This is a genomic window from Paenarthrobacter sp. 2TAF44 (genome assembly GCF_052114885.1).
Classification (GTDB): Bacteria; Actinomycetota; Actinomycetes; order Actinomycetales; family Micrococcaceae; genus Arthrobacter.
Window position 1 is genome coordinate 169,133 of record NZ_JBFRFP010000006.1, and the last position, 18,979, is coordinate 188,111.

An 18,979-nucleotide genomic window follows, 5' to 3' on the forward strand; every position below is an offset into this window, starting at 1 on the left:
TTCCTGGGTGCTCGCGCCCACTGCGTCAGCGCTGTGGTGATGGATCCTGTCCGTTTTGTGGAACCATCCGGGCACTCACAGGTGCCATCATGCTCCAATTCCACGTCACCAAACAAGAAAAGTCTAGCAACTTTTGCCGGTCATCGGATAAACTCTTTCAAATTCCCATCTAGCAAGGAGATTTTATGCGACGGCCCACGAGCACGAATGACGACGGTGTCCAGTACCGCGACCTGAATGGCAACGGAGTGATGGACCCCTACGAAGATTCGCGCCTTGACTCAGCGAGCCGCGCGAAGGATCTGCTCGAACGCTTGTCGATAGAAGAAAAAGTAGGGCTACTGTTCAACACGGTGATGGTTGTTGGTAAGCCGGGTGACCACGACACCGCGAGTCCCTTCGGGCCGGAGACTCCTCGCGACTTTGTAGTAGGCCAGTCCATTAACCACTTTAATATCGGCCGCTTCCCTTCGGCAGAACACATGGCGCGTTGGCAGAACGCCATGCAGGAACTCGCAGAGCTCACTCCCCACGGGATTCCCATCACCTTTGCCACCGATCCCCGCCATGGTTTCGCGCAGAACGATGGCATGGTCTTCGCAACCGGCTCGTTCTCACAGTGGCCCGAGCCCATGGGCCTCGCAGCCATCGGCGATCCTGCGTTAGTCAGTGAATTCGCCGAGACAGCCAGGAGCGAATATGTGGCCGTCGGACTTCGTGCAGCTATTCACCCGCAGATCGACTTGGCCTCTGATCCGCGCTGGGCGCGTCAATTGCAGAGCTTCAGTTCAAACTCAGCGGTGACGTCAGAGTACGGGTCGCTGTTGATCGCAGGTCTACAGGGCCAGAAGCTGTCATCCACGAGCGTCGCCTGCACGGCAAAGCATTTCCCGGGAGGCGGGGCGCAAGAAGACGGGGAGGATCCCCACTTTCCACAAGGCAAAGCTCAGGTCTATCCAGGGGGCAACTTCGAAGAGCACCTGGCACCGTTCCGAGCAGCCATCGCCGCCGGTACCAGCGCGATCATGCCTTACTACTCACTGGCGAAAGACCTGGTCATTGACGGCGTAGCCGTGGAGGAAGTGGGCTTCGCCTATAACAAATACCTGATCTCGACACTCCTACGCGAAGATCTTGGGTTCAATGGGGTTGTACTTACTGACTGGCAGCTCGTCACAGACCTTGAAGTCTTTGGCTTGCCGTTCCCTGCCAAGGCGTGGGGTGTGGAGCACCTCAGCCGCATTGAGCGTGTTGAGAAGCTCTTTGACGCCGGCGCAGATCAACTCGGGGGCGAGTCCTGCACGGATTTGGTCCTTGAGTTGCTGGCCAGCGGACGGCTCTCGCAGGAGCGCGTGGACGCGTCAGCGCTGAAAGTCTTGCAGGTCAAGTTCGAACTCGGCCTGTTCGACAATCCGTACGTCGACGAGAACGACGTTGCAACCATTGTGGGTTCCGAGTCTTTCCGGGCTGCTGGGCACCGCGCCCAGGCGGAGGCCGTCACCGTCCTGAAAAACACTGGTGTATTGCCGCTGCGAGCGGACACCCGGGTATACGTCGAAGGCGTCAACCCGGAAGTCGTCGGTGATCGGGTCATCCTTGTGGATGACAAGAAGGACGCCGACGTAGCTCTCGTGCGCCTCACTGTCCCCTACGAGCCGCGCAACGAGTATTTCCTGGACGCTATGACGCACCAGGGTAGCCTCGACTTCCCGGACGAGGAGATCGCACGGGTGCGAGCACTTGCAGCAGAACTCCCCGTGATCCTCGACGTCTATCTCGAACGAGCAGGGATCCTGACCCCGTTCGATGAGCTCGCAGAGGCCGTCACCGTGAACTTCGGCGCTTCTGACGCTGCCTTGCTCGACGCGTTAACAGGCGCTATTCCTCCCCGAGGTCGGCTGCCGATCGAGCTGCCCCGCTCCATGGCCGCCGTCGAAGCATCACATCCTGACGTCCCCAACGACACCAAAGATCCGCTCTACCCGTACGGTGCCGGCCTCAGCCTGCCGTCAACTTCCCGGAGGGAATCCGGGATGCTGACGTGACCGGGATGGATAGGAAATCGAGCGAAGTTCTCTGGAGTGCGTTCGTTGATCCCCCCGATTCGGCACGGCCGCGTGCTTGGTGGCACTGGATGGACGGCAACGTGGACCTCGACGGCATTCGCGCTGACCTTCGCTGGCTCCATTCGGTGGGCGTCCGAGGGGTACAGGCCTTCGACGGGGCGCTTGGCAATCCCTTGGTGGTGGAAAAGGCCGTGATTCCCGGCAGCGAGCAGTGGCGCGAAGCCGTTGCAGTTGCCGTGGCGACGGCCCACGACCTCGGCTTGGACTTCACTGTTGCCACGTCTGCAGGGTGGAGCGCCTCCGGGGCTCCCTGGGTTGATAAGGCTGACGCCATGCGCAAGCTGGTGTGGTCCCAGACTGTGGTCCAAGGCGGCGAACTGCCCCAGCTCAACAACCTCCCGGACATCGCAGGACCCTATCAGAACACTCCAAGGTGGGGAGTTGAGCCGCATAAAGGCTCGGGAGATGCCAAAGACCTCTTCGCCTTGGCCATCCCGTTCCACAGCACCCACGATGCTTTGGAACCCGCGTTCGTACGCACGTCCAACTCACCTACTGAAGCGGGCACCGCAAACCCTGCTGCCGCCGTCGACGGTTTCCGCTTGGCCCGTGACCCGGACAACCCCTCCGCGGCCTGGATTGAACAGTCCTTTGCCACTCCCGTAACGGTGCGTTCCTGCGTCATCGAGCTCCCAGGCCCCCACGGCTTCGGCGCGGCTCCGCCCGCAACGGCCACCCTGCAGGTCCGAGGGGACGACGGCGAATACGTCACCATCTGCACCCTGCCGGCGACACAATGCCCTTCGCGGAGCATGTCTTTCCCACCGGTCAGTGGGACGCACTTCCGGTTGCGGCTCGAAGCCGACGGGATATCGACCGTTCTGGCAGGGTTCGAGAAAGGAGTGGTGCCCCCGCCTGTATTCCGGCCGCTCAGCGAGTACGCCGTCAAAGGATTCGCACTCTACGAATCCGGCATGCCCGCCCACCGGGAGGCGAAGAGTGGTTTCGCCACCGCACTGGACTACGACCACCTTGATACCGACCCGCGTGCAGCATTCGCTGCAGTGCCGCTGGCAAGCATCGTTGACGTCAGCAGTCAGCTTTCACAGGGCAGGCTTACCAGCCCGCTTCCCGAGGGCAAGTGGAGAGTCGTTCGCTTCGGTTCCTCCCTCACGGGCCAGACCAACGGTCCGGCGCTCCCGGAAGCCACAGGACTCGAAGTGGACAAACTCGATCGTGAGAGAGTTCGGCGTTACATCTCAACCCACTTGGCCCAGTTCGAGGACATACCGATTGACGGGCTGCTCAGCGACAGCATTGAGGCCGGACTTCAGAACATCACAGATCACCTCAATGCCGGCTTCCTCCGACTTCGCGGCTACGACATGACCCCTTGGATGCTCACCACAGCCGGATTCCTGGTGGAGGACGCCTACTCAAGCGACCTCTTCCTCGCCGATTTTCGTTGCACACTCGCAGAAGTCTTCGCAGCGTCCTATTACGGCACGTTGTCCGAAGAAGCACATCAGCGTGGCGCGATCTACTACGCCGAGGCGCTGGAAGACCGCAGGCCGCAGCTCGGCGATGATCTGGCCATGCGCTCTCACGCAGATATCCCCATGGGGGCCATGTGGACCTTCAACGCTGAAGCGGATCCCGCGCCAACTTACGTCGCAGACCTCAAAGGTGCGTCATCGGTGGCACATGTCTACGGACGAAGCCACACCGGTTCCGAAGCCTTCACCTCAGGACGGAACCCCTGGAGTGATTCACCGAAGTCCCTGAAGCATGTGGCTGACCTTCAACTGGCACTCGGGGTGACCCGCTTCTGCATCCATACTTCCCCGCACCAACCCATTCAGGTACCACCACCCGGAATCGCTCTGGCACCCTCACTCGGCCAATCCTTTACCCGCAACGAAACCTGGGCGTCCTCTGCCAAGCCATGGGTGGACTATCTGGCCCGATGCTCGCACCTTCTTTCCCTGGGCCGTCCAGCAGTGGACATCGCCTATTTCATCGGCGAGGAAGCCCCCGTCACCGGGCTTTTCGGCAGCGCATTCAATGACGACGTTCCCGCTGACTACGACTACGACTACATCGGACCGGATGCACTCAGGACGGTATTGCACGTGCAGGCGGGCGAACTGCAGGCGGGCACCTCCCACTACAGACTTCTTTACCTCGGCGGTGCCAGCAACAGGATGAGCACAGGCGCCCTCCAAGCGATCCTGCAGTTGGTGGAACAGGGGGCAACCGTGGTGGGCGAACGCCCAACGGCCAAGCGATCACTGGCTGACCAGGACACCGAGTACGAGCGTTTGTGCAACCTCATTTGGGACAGTCCGAACGGCAGCACGAACAGCAGCAAGGTTTTCGCCACAGCAGATCTGGCTTCCGTGCTTCGGGAGCATTTCCCACCACGCGTGATCGTAGGAGACCCTCGGATACGGCGGATCGCTCGATGGATGGACGGCGATCAACCACTGCTTTTCATCGCCAACCCAGTCAACGAAGAGTTGCGCACCACCGTGGGGCTGCGGAACATGGGTGGCGGATTAGTGGCCTGGGACCCAGTGACACTCAGCCAACGTGCCCTCATCCGATCCGAGGGTGGAGACGGCTTCGATGTACGTCTGCCCCCTTATGGTTCGCTCTTCATTCTCAGAGGCGAAGCGGATCCACGTCCCGAAAAAGAACGGGTTACCGAGGCCGCCGGAGAATGGACCCTCACCATCCCCGGCTCCGATCCGGTACAGCTTGCCCACGCCACCTTTTGGACCGATCCCCGAATCGGGGCGGAACACTTCTCCGGGACAGCCACCTACGTGGTGGAGTTCCAGCTCCACGGCCCCGAGCTCCCTCACGCTGTCCAGTTCACCGATGTTGCTGATATAGCGCGTCTCGAAATCAACGGGGAAGAGTCAGGAATTCTCTGGACTGCTCCCTACAGGGTGCACACCAACGCCCTGAGGCCAGGGACGAACCGGATCCAGATCAGTGTCACCAATCCGTGGCGCAACCGGCTGATTGGCGAAGCCCATAGCAACACCGGCACGCTCTACCCACCTATGACGGGCGTCTTCAACCATGAAGCCGAAATCCAGCCGGCAGGTCTACTGGGGCCACTGAGCTTGATCTACAAACACCGCCCGTAAATCTCCACTAGTGAAAGCACTGAATTTATGACACACCAAGCAACGCCGCTCGCTATGAGCCTGGAGGGCCAGCGCCGGGCCGATCTCGGCGATGGCACGTACCTGAACCCGGTATTCGCAGGGGACCACCCGGACCCGGCCATCCTGCGCGACGGCGATGACTACTACATGACCTTCTCCTCGTTTGAGTCCACACCCGGACTCATCATCTGGCACTCACGGGACCTGCTGAACTGGCAACCGCTGGGACCGGCCCTTTCCACGCCCATCGGCTGCGTGTTTGCGGTGGACATGTGCAAAGTGGACGGCCGGTACTTCATCTACATACCGATCATTCCCACGGCCATCTCCCCGGACCCGACTGCGCCTGTGCTGATTTATGTCATCCATGCCGAGAACATGGCGGGACCTTGGAGCGAGCCGATCAGCCTGGGCATTGAAGGGCACATCGATCCGGGGCACGTGGTGGGCGAGGACGGCAACCGCTACCTGTTCCTCAGCGGAGTCAGCCGCGTTCGGCTCACCGACGATGGTCTGGCTACCGACGGAGAAGTGGAGCACGTCTACGACGGCTGGCGCTATCCCGAGGACTGGGTGGTTGAAGCCTACGCACTCGAGGGGCCAAAACTGACCCGCCGGGGCGAATGGTTTTACCTCACGACGGCGGTAGGCGGCACCTCAGGTCCGCCCACCGGGCATATGGTCACCGTTGCCCGCTCCCGCTCCATTCACGGCCCGTGGGAAGACTGCCCCCGCAATCCGATCATCAGGACATGGGATGCGGATGAACCGTGGTGGAGCAAGGGACACGCCACCCTGTTTGAGGGCCCTAACGGTCAATGGTGGAGCATCTATCACGGCTACGAAAAAGGGTTCGCCACCCTCGGCCGGCAAACGCTCCTGGAACCCATCACATGGGCCGAGGACGGATGGCCCAGGGCAGGCGGGGGAGACCTGTCGCTGCCGCTGCCCGCACCCCTGCCCGCTGGTTCCCCGGCAGCAGACCAGAGCCACGGAGTGCCGCTGTCCGATGATTTCTCCACTGAGCGCTTTGGAACCCAATGGTCCTTTCACGCCCCGTCCAAGGACGAGTACCTTCGAGCGTCCTTTGACGACGGGCTGGTTCTGCAAGCCCGCGGATCAGGCCCCTCTGACAGCTCGGCCCTAACGTGCATCGTCGGCGATCGGCGCTATGAGATCACTGTGGAGATGGACGTCAATGACGGAGCCCAAGGTGGCATGCTGCTGTATTACAGCGACCGCCTGTTCTGCGGCATGGGTCACGACGGCGGTCATATGACCACCTACCGCGCAGGCAGGGCCATTCCTTACTGGCGTGAACCTGCGCCTGCATCCGCGACCATGTACCTGCGAATAGTTAACGACAACCACATAGTCACCCAGTACTACAGCCTGAACGGAACCGACTGGACCAGGCACGGACTGCGTTTCAACGTAGAGGGCTACAACACAAATACCGCCGACGAACTCCTCAGCCTGCGCCCGGCACTGTACGCAGCCGGGACTGGGGAAGTACGGTTCAGGAACTTCACCTACCGTGCCCTCCATGACTGAGCGACAGGCTACCGCGCCTGCATTTGAGAAAGGGAAGTCCGGCACGCCCACTTTAATTTGTTAGGAAGGGCGCACAACCACCCTGCCACTGTTGGTACCTGACTGGACTGGGGTCGCGGGTCGCTACTGGGCGCGAGGAGCGGTCGCTACATTGAGGACGGCGCAGGGGGCGACCATCAAGCGCATCCGCAACAATTAGTCTCCACGCCTGCCCATGGTAGTGATCTTCTGCAACCCGGCGAGACCAGGACGCTTTCCTTTGACGTCGGCTGGAACGACAGGGGTTTCCGGGACAATGACGGCCAGTATGTGGTGGAATGGGCCTCCGAAATTCACGCCGGTGGTGGCCGCGGAGGAACGGCGGTAAGCGAGCTGCATCCAGGTCTGTTAGCAGACAACCCGACTATCTCAACTAATGAGGGAGCCGTGCCTAATGATTTGAGAAATCATCAGCCACGGCTCCCCGATATCTGAAAGCCTAGGACCGTCAGCGGATGGCCGGGGTATCGGCAAGTACGGCCCGGTTACGTGGCCGATTCCGGGCGGCGACCCGCGTCACGGCTTCGCGGCGTTCGCCCACAGTATTCTCAATGCTGCCGATTCCCTCCACGGTCATCCGAACAGCGTCGTCGGTCTTCAGTGGCGGGGGAGTCTTGGCGCCGTTTCGTCCCCAGAGCTCGGCCAGGCAGCCGCGGCCGCACGTCCCGGAGCCGAGAACATCGCCCGGGCGCACCACGGAGTCCTGCGATGCGTATGCCACGAGTTCGGCGAACGGCCAGCCCATGTTGGACAGCAGATCCTGACCGATCGGCTGCCCGTTGACTTCCACGGCCATGGAGATGGGCAGGAAGCCCTCCTCATCGTGCAGGTGCTCGAACTCATCGGCCGTCACGATCCACGGACCCAGAGTGTTCGCAAAGTCCTTGCCTTTGCAGGGTCCGAGGCTGACCTTCATTTCGCGCCGCTGGAGGTCGCGTGCAGACCAGTCGTTGAGAATCATGTAACCGAAGATGTGCCGGTGTGCGTCTGTGGCGGACAGGTTCGCGCCGTCGCTTCCCGGCACGTGCCCGACGACGGCGGCCACCTCGGTTTCGAAGTCCAGTTCGCTGCATCCCGCCGGAATTCCAATCACTTCGCCCGTGCCCGTCACAGTGTGCGGGTTGGTGAAGTAGAACGTGGGCGCCTCGTACCACTCAGCCACCACGCCAGCTACGCCGTCGATGCTTTTGCGCACACCCTCCACGTGTTCTTCGAAGGCAACGAAGTCCCGGATGGTGGCCGGTTCCAGCGGTGCCAGCAACTGTACGTCCACGAGGGCGACGGAAGGTGCGCCGCGAAGCGTTTCTGCGGCGATCTCAAGCGTTCTCGCCAAACCGGCACCCAACAAGTGGTTAACGGATTGTCCCTCCGGTAACTCGAAGCAACAGCCGTCATCAACGAACCCGGCGTGAGTGCCGCCGTCGTACGTCCAGCGGGCGATCTTAACCATGGGTTTTTCCTTACGCTGGGGGGTGGGCGGCGAGAGCTGCGGCGGCGGTGATGCCGAGCGCCGCGGCATTGCCGGCAAGAACCTTGACGGCGTCGGCCGTGGGGAGCCCGGCTGCGTGGACTTCGTCAACAGGATTCCCGGCGCCCATATCGAACGGATAATCCGAGCCGAGCAGTACTTGCCCGGGGCCTGCGACCTCAACGAGGGCGCGCAGTTCGCGGGGGCTATGCACCAGGGAGTCGAAGAAGATCCGCTGCAGATATGACGACGGCGATTCGGCGCACCGCTGCGCCTCGGTGCGGACCTTCCAAGCGTGATCCGATCGGCCAATGGTGGTGGGCAGGTAACCACCCCCATGCGCGGCAAGGATCTTGAGGCCCGGGTGCCTGTCCAGGACTCCGCTGAAAATCAGGTGGGAGAGCGCGACGGCGTTCTCGGCAGGCTGGGAGACGGTATTGGCAAGATAGAAGCGGTCCAGGCGTTCGTCCAGGGAACAGCCGAAAGGATGCAGGAATACTATGGCGCCCAGCTCCACAGCCCGGCTCCAGAAAGGTTCAAGCCGGGGATCGGAAAGCTCCACGGTGCTGCGTTCGGTGTCGGTCTGCGTGGCTGCGAAAGAGCCAATTTCCACGCCTAGGAGGCCACATTCAAGGACGGCGTGTTCGAGTGCTTCGACCATGAGGTGGGGGTGCTGCAATGGCACGAGCCCGAGACCGTTCAACCGGTCCGGTGCGCTGTGCACGAAGTCACGTACTGCCTCATTGGCCTGCTTGGCGAGCTCGAGGGAAAGCTTTTCGCCGGCGAAATAATAGAAGTGCGACGGCGATGGTGAGACGAGCTGGACATCCACGCCTTGGGCGTCCATGTCAGCCAGACGACGATCCAAATCCGTGAGCTGAGGCCACCGTTCCTTGATCATGCGGCCGGAGTTGGCCAAGGACTCCGGGCCGTTTCGCTTGACTTCCAGCGCCTGCAAATCGCTGAAACCTTGCGGGTCTTTCTCTGCCACCAACTGCTGGAGGGCAGGTATGAGGACGTGGGCGTGCACATCCACAGTGGGGTGTTGATTACTGCCAAAGTTGTTCATGCGGGTTCCTTCAACATCGTGGAGAGCGAGTTCATGAGGCCGGGGACGTCTGCATCGCGGACGCCATCGAGCATCCATTGGCCAAGCTGAACTGAGGCTTTGACGACGGCCGTAGCCCTCTCCAACCGGCGGTCGGTGAACTCTTTCCAGAGGGTTTCCGTGAGGTGGTCGGCTGAAATGAGAAGTTCGGCGAGCACCGCAGCGTCCTCGAAGGCCATGGCGGCACCTTGGGCGACCGTCGGCGGGCAACTGTGCGCGGCGTCCCCGATGATCACAGTGCGGCCGCGATTCCACGGTCCATCCACCAGGTGCGTGGTGAACCAGGTGTAGTTAATGCGCGCGCTATGGTTCAGATTGGCCCGGATCTCGTTCCACGGGCCGCCGTAGGCTGCCGCGAGTTCGGCCATGATGCGCGGACCGTCCTCGTGCTTGCGTTCCTGCGCCCGCTCTACAAGGTAGGCGTAGATGGAGTCGGGCCCGGTGGGGCAGTACCCGGCAATGAAGCAGGGCCCGCCGTAGGTGAGATCGGTCCGAACAACATCCTCGGGGCGTTCCACGAAGGCCCGCCAGATACCCATGCCAGTGGGCTGGGGTTCGACGCCGATGCCGATGGCCTTGCGCACTGCGGAATGAAGCCCATCGGCACCGATGAGGAGGTGGTAGCGGGTGCTGCCGCCGTCGGAGGTACGCACGGTGACGCTGCCGCCGTCGTCCTCTATGCCCGTAACCGTCTTGCCGAAAGTGATGCGGGCGCCCGCCTGCAGGGCGCGTTCGCGCAGGATCGCGGTCAGGTCGGGACGGTACATGCCCAAGGTGGCAGGCAGGTCGTCGCCTCCCGTCCTGATGTCCTCAAGCACGGCAATGGTAGTGCCGGCAGGGTCGGGGGCGCGCAGGCCCAGGGTGCTGAACGGGTAGCCTTTCGCTTCCACCTGCTCCCAGACGCCGAGTTCGCGCAGGATCCGCAGGGCATTGCCCTGCAAGGTGATGCCCGAACCCAGCGTCTGCGGCTCAGCAGCCTTCTCCAGAATCTCGACGTCGACCCCCGCGTCGGCAAGGAGGATGGCGGCGGTCAGTCCCGCAGCTCCCGCTCCGACGATTCCAACCTTTTGTACTGCTGCCATCTGAAGACTCCTTTGTGTCGACGGCGTTACTGCCTATTGTGTCGCGTGCGGTTGCGGACAGGGTGTCACCGAACCGCGATGGGATTGACCGGTGAACCGACAGCTCCGGTAATGGGAAGCGGGGCTGCGGTAAGCATGAAGTCATACCTGCCGTCCGCGGCACAGGCTACTGCCAGTGCATCCGGGTCCCACATCTCACCGAGGAACAGCCCCAGATTGGGGATGGCAATTTGGTGGAGTGGCTGGAAGGCGCCCTCAAATTCGTTGGGCCGGACTTCGAATCCCCACGTATCGGTAGCGATTCCGGCGATCTCCGAGGCGTGCAGCCATGGCGCCGCGCTGAACGACAAACCCGGCGCGGAACCGCCAGCGTAATCGCCCCACCCGTCGCGACGGACCCGGGTGTACTGGCCCGTGCGTATCACCACGATATCGCCACGGCGAACCGCGGAGCTGGGGCCCTGACGTTCAATGGTGCGTTCCAGGTGTTCCGGGGTGATGGCGAAGCCATCGGGCAGTTCACCGTCGGTACGTCCCACCTCCGGGCCCAGTGCACGGCCGACGTCCAGCAAAACGCCGCGGGTGACGATCTTGGCGGCAGCGGTTTCTATCCCGGTGACGAGGTCGCCCTCGGAGGTGACGACGTCGCCGGCGGCGCGGCCGTTCCAGGCTTTGCCACGATCAAAGATATGGCCCAGCCCGTCCCACTGGGTAGAGCACTGCAACGGCATGGCAATGACGTCATCGGCGCCCCCGAAGCCGTGGGGGAAACCTTGGTTCCCCCGCTCGGCGTCCACCCCGGTGTCCGTCATGGTGTGGACGGGGTTGGTGCGCCGGCGCCACCCCTTCTGTGGTCCATTGGTGTCGAACGGCTGGGACAAGGAGAAAGCCTCGCCGGACTTCACCAGCGACGCCGCCTCCACGCGCTTGCCGTTGTCTATGAAATTGAGGGTACCGAGGACGTCCTCTTCGCCCCAGCGTCCCCAATTGTTGTACTGCTTGGCGGCGGCGGTGATACTGGCCAGCGGATCATTCCGCTGGATCAGGGCAACGTTCACAGCATCGGTGGTCACTGTTCGTCCTTGCACCGGATGAGTTGGGTGCCGAGGCCGGTGATGGTGCCTTCCATGACGTCGCCGTCCTGGAGGAGCCGGCCCCAGTGTTGGCCGTTGCCCGCTGGGCTGCCTGTCAGGACCAAGTCTCCCGGGCGCAAGGGCATCGTCTGGGAGGCTTCGCTGACAAGCTTGGCGACACCGAAGATCATGTCCTGCGTTGATTCGTCCTGCATGGCTTTGCCGTTGAGCTTCAGCGTGACCTGGACATCCTGCGGATCACCGAAGAACTTGGCCGGCACCAGAAGGGGCCCGGTGGGCAGGAAACCAGGCGCGTTCTTGGCCCGGTACCAGTCCGAACCAATGGCCGGCATGTCCTTGCGGAACACGTACTCGCGCGTGGTGATGTCGTTGACCATGGTGTACCCAAAGACATATTCAAGGGCCTCTTCGGGGCTCACACGGAAGGCCTCTCTACCGATCACGGCCGCGAGCTCCAACTCCCAGTCATGGGACTTGGAGTAGGCCGGCAGTGTCAGGTCGTCCGTAGCGGAGGCAATTGCCGTGGGGAGGCCGATGAAGAAGTACGGCGTTCCCTGACCTGCCCGTTGGTCCATCATCGCAGCGGTCTTGGCGCGCACCTCCTCAGCATCCTGGCCGGCGTCGCGGTGTGCCACGGCCAAGTCGATGACGTGCTTGCGGTAATTGGCGCCGGTCTGCAGGACCTGCGCCGGTTCAACCGGGGCAAGGACGTCGACGGCGGCGAGCGCCAGGCCTGTCTCTTCGCCGGCCGACGTAGCCAACGTGTCCAGTTCGCTTTCGGTAGTGTCCCAGTGCTTGATCAGCGAGTTGATGTCACTGTCCAGGGGCAGGACGCGGTCACCGACCAGCAAGCCAGCCCGCGGTTTGCTTGAACCCGGTTCCTGGAAGCGGACCAGTGCATAGTGTGCCTGCGTCATTAGCCCCGGCCCTGCTTTGCGTAGGGGTTCAGGAGGGCTTCCTTCATTTCCGCGGAAGCGCCTTCCTCCGTTGCGGTGAAGCCTTCTGCCGGCGGGAAGGACTCGGTCATGGAGTGCGGCATGGCGCCGTTCTTGTAGAAGTTGTTGGATCCTTCAGACGGCTTCCAGGTGTTGGCTTCCCAGTCCGGGACGTAGTTCCGGTATCCGCCGGAGTTCAGTTCCACGCGCAGGCCGGAGGGGTCGCGGAAGTAGAGGAAGTTCTGCTCGCCCACACCGTGAATGGAGGGGCCGTATTCCATGGGGGTGCCGTTTTCCATCATGACGTCGGCGGTGCGGAGCAGGTCCTCGGTGGCGTCCACCCAGAAGGCGATGTGGTTGACGCGGCCAGTGCGCTGGGAGGTGTCCAAGACGACGCCGAGGTCGTGGGACTTCTCGTTGGTTGTCAGTACTGAGAAGACGGTGATGGGTGCTTCGTCCAGGTCTACGAAGGCCATGACACGGAAGCCGAGAGCTTCGTTGTACCACTTGGCAAAACCCCGGACATCGGAGGAAGCCACAGTTACGTGGTCCAGGAAACGCGGAGCGGCGGCGTGGCTGCTGCGACGCTCAGGACGGTCGGGGTAGGTGGATTCGAAGCCGGGCTCGGCAACGAACTTCTCTACGTCATAGAACAGGCGCATGTGGTGGCCGTAGGGGCCAGTGAACTCGTAAGCCTTGCCGAAGCCGTGGCCACCGGCAGTCCAGGTACCCTGCACGCCGGTTGCTTCAACCCGGGCTGCTGCCGTTTCCAGTGCGGCCTGCGAGTTGGTGCGCCATGCCATACGGCCCAGGGACGCTTCGGGTCCTTCTGTGATGACCAGGCTGTAGCGGTAGTAATCGCCCCAGCACCGCAAGTAGACGTTGCCATCCAGACGGTCGATGATGCGCATGCCGAACTTTTCCTCGTAGAACCGTGCCGAGGCTTCGACGTCCGGAGTGGTGATCTCGAGGTGGGCAAGATGGGAGAGGGGAGTTTCCACGATGAATTCCTTCTAAGTACTGATGGCTCGGACAGTGATCTGCAGGTCCTTTAACAACCATGAGTCACATCACGTATTCGGAGAAGGGCAACTATCTGATAGCAACTATCCGCCGCGCGAATACCGGGTTGCCTTCCGTGGCACTCTCGGCCCGACCTAGGCAAACCAACCATCAACCGAACAAATAGCAGCTATACGGAAACGGCTATTCTCCGCCTGCGGGCGCCTTGCCACAGTGAGTGCAGTCCCTCCCGGCACCTCTGCCACGTCCTGGGGGATCATCTTCAAAGGCGAAGGAACACCAATGAGCACCATGGATCAAACTACGATCGAGACCCGTCCACCAGCTGACGGCCGAACGGCCGGAAAGACGCAGGCGGGGCTGCTGGTTGCGGGCAGCTGCATGCCTATATTGGGCGCCGTACTGCTGGCACCTGTCCTCCCCACCCTGAACCAGGTCTTTGCCGATACCGCAGGTGTCGCGATCCTGGTCCCACTGGTTCTAACCTTGCCGGCTTTGTTCGTAGCACTGTTCTCGCCCCTCGCGGGCTATGTAGCGGACCGGATGGGACGCAAGCAGCTCCTCGTCTTTGCGATGCTGGCGTACGCCGCTTTTGGGACGGCACCGTTGTGGCTGGATTCCCTGGGCGCCATCGCGTTGTCGAGAGTCGGCGTAGGGATTGCCGAGGCGGCCATTATGACCTGCTGCACCACGCTGATCACCGACTACTATTCAGGACAGCAGCGGAACAAATACCTGGGTCTCCAAACGATGGTCAGCGCGATGGCAGCCACTGCGTTCTTTGCCCTGGGCGGCGCCCTGGGCAGCATCAGTTGGCGGACTCCGTTCTGGCTCTACGCTGTCAGCGCCGTGCTGACCGTGCCCATGGTCTTCAAGCTGTGGGAACCGGCAAAGAGCCACGTACAGAACACGACGGCGGCGAAACAGCCGGTGCCGTGGCGGCAGATTGGTGCCCCGGCCGCTGTGACGCTGTTCGGCGGAATAGTGTTCTACGCACTGATTGTTCACTTGCCGTATGTGATCACCGGCTTGGGCGTGACGGATACCGGGCTTATCGGCGGCGCCGCTGCGATCGCCTCATTGGCCACTGCAGCAGGCGCTATCTCCTTCCGTTACCTCGCCAAGCTGGGTACTCGGAAACTGCTGATCGGCGCTTTTGGACTTGCCGCCGTCGGGCTTTGCCTGGTCTCGTTGGCCGGGAACGTGCCCCTGGCGATTGCGGGCGCCGTTATCGCCAGTGCCGGGACAGGAGTGCTGTTGCCGACGCTGCTGACGTGGGCGGTCAACGGCCTGGCGTACTCCCAGCGTGGCCGCGGTACCGGCATCTGGACGGGAACGCTGTTCATCGGGCAGTTCCTCACGCCGATTGTCCTTGGCGCGGCTGCTGCCGGTTTGGGGAACCTCAGTCTTGCACTCGGGGCGTTGGGCGTGGCTTGCGCCTTTGCTTTGGTGGCCATTCTTGTCCGGGGGCCGCGGTTGGTCACGATCAGCCAGTAAAGTTGCCGGCGGCTGGATAACCTAGGGAAATGAAGAACCTGGACCTGAACCTATTGCCCCAACTGCAGGTTCTACTGGAGCTGCGGAATGTGTCCCGGGCAGCGGAACGGCTCCAGCTCAGCCAGCCGGCTACCAGTGCGGCGATGGCCAGGCTCAGAAGGCATTTCGACGACGAACTGCTGGTTCGTAATGGCCGCACCTACGATCTCACTCCCTTCGCACAATCATTGGTCCCGCTGGTCGATGAAGCAATGCTTCACGTCCAGCGGGCCACACGCGTTCGATCGGGTTTTGATGCCGCTACGAGCGAAAGGGAGTTTGTCATTGCTGCGTCCGACTATGCGGCCGCGCTCATCGTGGGGCCCCTGCGTGGAATCCTGCAACAGGAGGCACCGCGCGTGGTGGTGGACTTCGTACCCACCTCGGGCCTGCGGGGCGAGCTCGCTGAGTACTCACGGATGGACCTGTTGGTGGGCCCTACCGGTTACCGCATGAAGGGTGATTCCAAGCAGCTCTTCCGTGACAGCTTCGTGGCTGTGGCAGATGCAGGAAATCCGCTCCTCACCTTGCCCTCACTTACGTTGGCGGACCTTGTTGAGGTTCCTCACGCTGTCGGGTATTTCGGTGAGGGCATTAGCACGCCGGCGGACAAGTTGTTTGAGTCCCGCGGGGTCCGCCGCCGCGTGGCGGCGGTGGTGGCTGGCTTCTTGTCACTGCCGCTGTTGGTCGAGGGCACGGACTTGGTGGCCTTGGTTCCGCGCATGCTGGCGTCGAGGGCGCAGCGCGGGGCATCTATCAAGGTTCTCGAGTTCGCCGGGGAGTTGGAAGCCGCTTTGGTGGAGGCGATGTACTGGCACCCCTCCCAGACGGAGGACCCTGCAAACGTCTGGCTTCGCTCCGTGGTGCAGCGCGCTTGTTCCCAGCTCCATGAGATTTTCCCGGTGAAGGCGCATCCCGTCACCGTTGGGGCAGTTCCTGCCAGCTGACACGGCCACTATCCACGTGATGGATACTTCGTATTCGAAACGAGTCATTCCTCAATAGTTTCCCTGGCCGGAGGATGGAGGCATGACACTCGACACCACCGCACCGCCGCTCCGGCTCACCGTGTTGACCTGACCAACGAGGCTTCCGTGCTCGAATGGGCCCGGTTTGTGCACGATCAGTATGAACGGGTCGACGTGCTCTACGCCAATGCTGCCGCCACTCGCTTCGCGGTGTTGGAGGTCATCGCCTACGAGGACTGGACGTGGAATTTCCGGCACGAGGTGGACGTCGTTTTTCTTCCCGTACGGCACTTCTGGCCGCTTCTCGCCAAAGCCGGCCAATCCGCCGTCGTACTTGTCGGCTCGACCGCAGGGGTGACGGGATCGGTGACAAACGGGCGCCTGGCACACACAGCAACCAAAGGCTCAGTGGTGGCTATGACCAAGCAACTGGCGGCCGAAGGCGCTCCTCGAGGGATCCGCGTCAATTGTGTCAGCCCGGGCATGATCCGAACGCCGGCCACGGAAGCGGACCTCCTGGCCAAAGACCATCCCATGCGGCGTATCGCCACCCACATTCCCCTCGGTGGGTAGGTGAAGCGGGGGAGGTGGCCGCGTGTGCGCTGTTCCTCGCCTCAGACGACGCTTCCTACGTGACCGGCGCGAACCTCATGGTCGACGGCGGCTGGTCCGCTGTGCTCCCCGGCTGACAGTCCCGGACAACGAAAGGACAACTCTGCAGTGATTGACATGACTAGTCGGACCGTCGTGGTCACCGGCGCCAATGGTGGCCAAGGCTTGGCCGAAACCTTGATGCTGGCTACAGCCGGGGCCAATGTAATCGCGACTGACCTGACTGCGGAATCGTCCCCAGCGGTGGCGGAAGCGGCGCTGGAAAACCCAAGACGCATTGTCTATCGACAGTTGGACGTCACACAGTCCGAAGCCTGGGCGGCTTTGGCCCGGTTCATTCGGGATGAGTACGGCCGGCTTGATGGCTTGGTCAACAACGCCGGCATCACCCGCCGCAGCCGCCTCCTTGAGGCCACCCCAGCTGACCTCGCCGCGGTATCGGAAGTGAACGTGACAGGGGCCTTGCTGGGCATGCAGGCCTGCCTCCCATTGATGGCGTCAGGGGCTTCGATAGTGAATGTCGGCTCGGTGGCAGCCCTCAGCGGACACTATCCGGTGGCCTACACCGCCAGCAAATGGGCCCTTCGGGGACTCACTATCGCCGCGGCAACAGAGCTTGGGGCTCAGGGAATCCGGGTCAACTCCGTTCATCCTGGATTCATCGAGACCCCGATGACGGCAGGAGCAAACCCTGCGTTCAGGGACGCGACCATCAACGAGACCCCGCTCGGCCGCACCGGAACGCCGGAGGAAGTGGCCGCCGTCGTGCATTTCCTCCTCAGTCCCATGGCTGCATTCGTCACCGGCGTAGACCTTCCGGTAGACGGTGGGCAAAGCAGCCACGGCGGAGCGAAATCAGTCTCCGACGCCCTACGCTGAACGGCACGGTCCGCCTGCAAACCACCGTGACATGTCTGGTGCGCTCGGGGCCGCTTTCGCGGGGTGGTAAGTGTAGATTAGGCGTCTACCTCTGATCGTTTGTACCGTTTTGGTACCATTGCGGCATGGCAATGAATCTCCGCGTCCCGGAAGACCTCGATCGCCGGCTGGAGAAGCTCGCAGCCGAAGAACATACCTCCAAGTCGGCGCTGCTCTTGCAGGGTGCCGAGCTTGTCTTGCAGCGCCACGCGCGCCGGCGTGAGATCAGTGCGGGCCTTGATTTCGTCATGAGCCACGACGCCGAGCTGCTGACCCGCCTTGAGGACGCGTGACCGCGTACCTCGACATTGAGGATGCACTGCAGGTAATCGACCGGTACGGGTTCCACATCCGCGACGTGGGCCTGCTCGCCTCGGCACTGGCCAGGCCAGCGACAACGGTCATGGGTGTTGAGGCCTATCCTGAATTGGCGATGAAGGCGGCCGCGTTGCTGGAGTCGGTGGCCCGCTTCCATCCGCTCCTTGACGGTAACAAGCGCAGCGCCTGGACGCTCATGGTCCTGCTGTTGTGGATCAACGGCTACCGCCATGACTTCACGACTGACGAGGGCTTCGACCTCGTGGTCGGAGTCGCCGAAGGAATTGTTGAATTGCGGGACTCCGCCGCGCTTATTTCCCAGCATCTGGTCTCGCGCTAGCCCCGAATGCAGTCCGGCCAGGGCCTTTGAAGCAACGGGATGTGGGTATGGACGCTGTCCACACTTTGCGTCTCGGATCGGGTCGTACCGGAGCTGGACTGGCCCGGATTCCGCATGTTTCCGCAACTTCCCAGCAATGCCAAGGCCTGGAATCCCATTCGAGTCCCACCTCGGGCACGGCATACCCCCTCGTCAGAGGGGGTTTTTGCTTTAACGTGTGTACAAATCAGTTGGTCAGGTCCCTCTGACACGCGCCGCGGGGTGTGCCTGGCGCCGCGGGTCGCCTGTTCGGTTGTGGGGGAGCGGGTTCAGGATCGTGGCTGGCGGGCCCTCCGCTGGCTCTGAACTGGGGCTATGCGGGTCCTCTCTTCGTTCGTCCGGTAGGTCCTAGTTGGCCTACACCTCTTCATGGGTAGGCGGGCTGAGCACAACATGACTTCGAGATCCTGCGTCAAAGATCCCGGCTCCGGCTCGTTCCTGACGTGAGGAAGCCGGGTTAGGCGCTGCTTTGTCAGGCCAAAAGGGGTGTGTACATTGTCCACACTTAAATCCTCTATATTGCGAGCCACTGTAGCCATACCCTTGTCCCTCCTAGTGCCGCGTGTTTGAAGTTGTCTTTGGCTTGGCTTTCGCCAGGATTTCTTCGGGTGATTTGGTCCAGGTGAAGGGGTGGCTGCGTTTGTTCCAGCCGGTGATGAATTGCCGGATCTTGCGCATCAGGTCCGTGACCGAGGTGAAC

Annotated in this window: 17 protein-coding genes; 10 read left to right on the top strand and 7 right to left on the bottom strand. The window is 62.1% G+C overall.

The features are described 5' to 3' along the window. The first annotated feature begins 185 nt into the window (after nucleotides 1-185). The 3 genes from AB4Z15_RS08515 to AB4Z15_RS08525 are packed head-to-tail and all read left to right on the top strand — an operon-like array spanning nucleotide 186 to nucleotide 6,799. Complete coding sequence (locus tag AB4Z15_RS08515; protein ID WP_442016932.1) at nucleotides 186-2,045, top strand: glycoside hydrolase family 3 protein; 1,860 nt, start codon at nucleotides 186-188, stop codon at nucleotides 2,043-2,045. A gap of 5 nt (nucleotides 2,046-2,050) precedes the next feature. After that, complete coding sequence (locus AB4Z15_RS08520) at nucleotides 2,051-5,224, top strand: glycosyl hydrolase (RefSeq protein ID WP_442016953.1); 3,174 nt, start codon at nucleotides 2,051-2,053, stop codon at nucleotides 5,222-5,224. 27 nt (nucleotides 5,225-5,251) lie between these two features. Next, nucleotides 5,252-6,799: a family 43 glycosylhydrolase gene (locus tag AB4Z15_RS08525; RefSeq protein ID WP_442016933.1), complete on the top strand. Its 1,548-nt coding sequence runs from the start codon at nucleotides 5,252-5,254 to the stop codon at nucleotides 6,797-6,799. Between the two features lie 195 nt (nucleotides 6,800-6,994). Here the strand turns inward: AB4Z15_RS08525 and AB4Z15_RS08530 are convergent, their stop codons facing one another. From AB4Z15_RS08530 to AB4Z15_RS08560, 7 genes are all read right to left on the bottom strand, one after another. After that, the gene (locus AB4Z15_RS08530) at nucleotides 6,995-7,177 is read right to left on the bottom strand and encodes a hypothetical protein (protein WP_442016934.1); all 183 of its coding nucleotides are present in this window, start codon (nucleotides 7,175-7,177) and stop codon (nucleotides 6,995-6,997) included. Nucleotides 7,178-7,286: 109 nt separating this feature from the next. Next, nucleotides 7,287-8,288 carry a fumarylacetoacetate hydrolase family protein gene (locus AB4Z15_RS08535; RefSeq protein ID WP_442016935.1) on the bottom strand — a complete coding sequence of 334 codons (1,002 nt, stop codon included), beginning with the start codon at nucleotides 8,286-8,288 and terminating at the stop codon, nucleotides 7,287-7,289. A gap of 10 nt (nucleotides 8,289-8,298) precedes the next feature. Further along, nucleotides 8,299-9,375, bottom strand: coding sequence for an amidohydrolase family protein (locus AB4Z15_RS08540; RefSeq protein WP_442016936.1), 1,077 nt, complete (start codon nucleotides 9,373-9,375; stop codon nucleotides 8,299-8,301). Next, nucleotides 9,372-10,496, bottom strand: a complete 1,125-nt coding sequence (locus tag AB4Z15_RS08545) for an FAD-dependent monooxygenase (protein WP_442016937.1) — start codon at nucleotides 10,494-10,496, stop codon at nucleotides 9,372-9,374. Before AB4Z15_RS08545 ends, AB4Z15_RS08540 begins: the two co-directional genes overlap by 4 nt. A 65-nt stretch (nucleotides 10,497-10,561) precedes the next feature. Next, complete coding sequence (locus AB4Z15_RS08550) at nucleotides 10,562-11,569, bottom strand: cyclase family protein (protein WP_442016938.1); 1,008 nt, start codon at nucleotides 11,567-11,569, stop codon at nucleotides 10,562-10,564. Continuing rightward, complete coding sequence (locus tag AB4Z15_RS08555) at nucleotides 11,566-12,507, bottom strand: fumarylacetoacetate hydrolase family protein (protein WP_442016939.1); 942 nt, start codon at nucleotides 12,505-12,507, stop codon at nucleotides 11,566-11,568. The genes AB4Z15_RS08550 and AB4Z15_RS08555 overlap by 4 nt, the downstream gene beginning before the upstream one ends. Further along, nucleotides 12,507-13,526: a VOC family protein gene (locus tag AB4Z15_RS08560; protein WP_442016940.1), complete on the bottom strand. Its 1,020-nt coding sequence runs from the start codon at nucleotides 13,524-13,526 to the stop codon at nucleotides 12,507-12,509. The genes AB4Z15_RS08555 and AB4Z15_RS08560 overlap by 1 nt, the downstream gene beginning before the upstream one ends. 304 nt (nucleotides 13,527-13,830) lie before the next feature. On the opposite strand from AB4Z15_RS08560, the gene AB4Z15_RS08565 reads away from it, so the two are divergent. From AB4Z15_RS08565 to AB4Z15_RS08595, 7 genes are all read left to right on the top strand, one after another. Continuing rightward, nucleotides 13,831-15,045, top strand: a complete 1,215-nt coding sequence (locus AB4Z15_RS08565; protein WP_442016941.1) for an MFS transporter — start codon at nucleotides 13,831-13,833, stop codon at nucleotides 15,043-15,045. 29 nt (nucleotides 15,046-15,074) lie between these two features. Beyond that, nucleotides 15,075-16,031 (top strand): LysR family transcriptional regulator, encoded by a 957-nt coding sequence (locus AB4Z15_RS08570; RefSeq protein WP_442016942.1) that lies wholly within the window; start codon nucleotides 15,075-15,077, stop codon nucleotides 16,029-16,031. A gap of 147 nt (nucleotides 16,032-16,178) precedes the next feature. Next, nucleotides 16,179-16,625, top strand: a complete 447-nt coding sequence (locus tag AB4Z15_RS08575; protein WP_442016943.1) for an SDR family NAD(P)-dependent oxidoreductase — start codon at nucleotides 16,179-16,181, stop codon at nucleotides 16,623-16,625. Then, nucleotides 16,520-16,741: an SDR family oxidoreductase gene (locus AB4Z15_RS08580; protein WP_442016944.1), complete on the top strand. Its 222-nt coding sequence runs from the start codon at nucleotides 16,520-16,522 to the stop codon at nucleotides 16,739-16,741. Before AB4Z15_RS08575 ends, AB4Z15_RS08580 begins: the two co-directional genes overlap by 106 nt. A 40-nt stretch (nucleotides 16,742-16,781) precedes the next feature. After that, complete coding sequence (locus AB4Z15_RS08585; RefSeq protein ID WP_442016954.1) at nucleotides 16,782-17,543, top strand: SDR family NAD(P)-dependent oxidoreductase; 762 nt, start codon at nucleotides 16,782-16,784, stop codon at nucleotides 17,541-17,543. Between the two features lie 125 nt (nucleotides 17,544-17,668). Next, nucleotides 17,669-17,875 carry a ribbon-helix-helix protein, CopG family gene (locus tag AB4Z15_RS08590; protein WP_442016945.1) on the top strand — a complete coding sequence of 69 codons (207 nt, stop codon included), beginning with the start codon at nucleotides 17,669-17,671 and terminating at the stop codon, nucleotides 17,873-17,875. Beyond that, nucleotides 17,872-18,240, top strand: coding sequence for a type II toxin-antitoxin system death-on-curing family toxin (locus AB4Z15_RS08595; RefSeq protein ID WP_442016946.1), 369 nt, complete (start codon nucleotides 17,872-17,874; stop codon nucleotides 18,238-18,240). Before AB4Z15_RS08590 ends, AB4Z15_RS08595 begins: the two co-directional genes overlap by 4 nt. Nucleotides 18,241-18,979 lie beyond the last annotated feature (739 nt).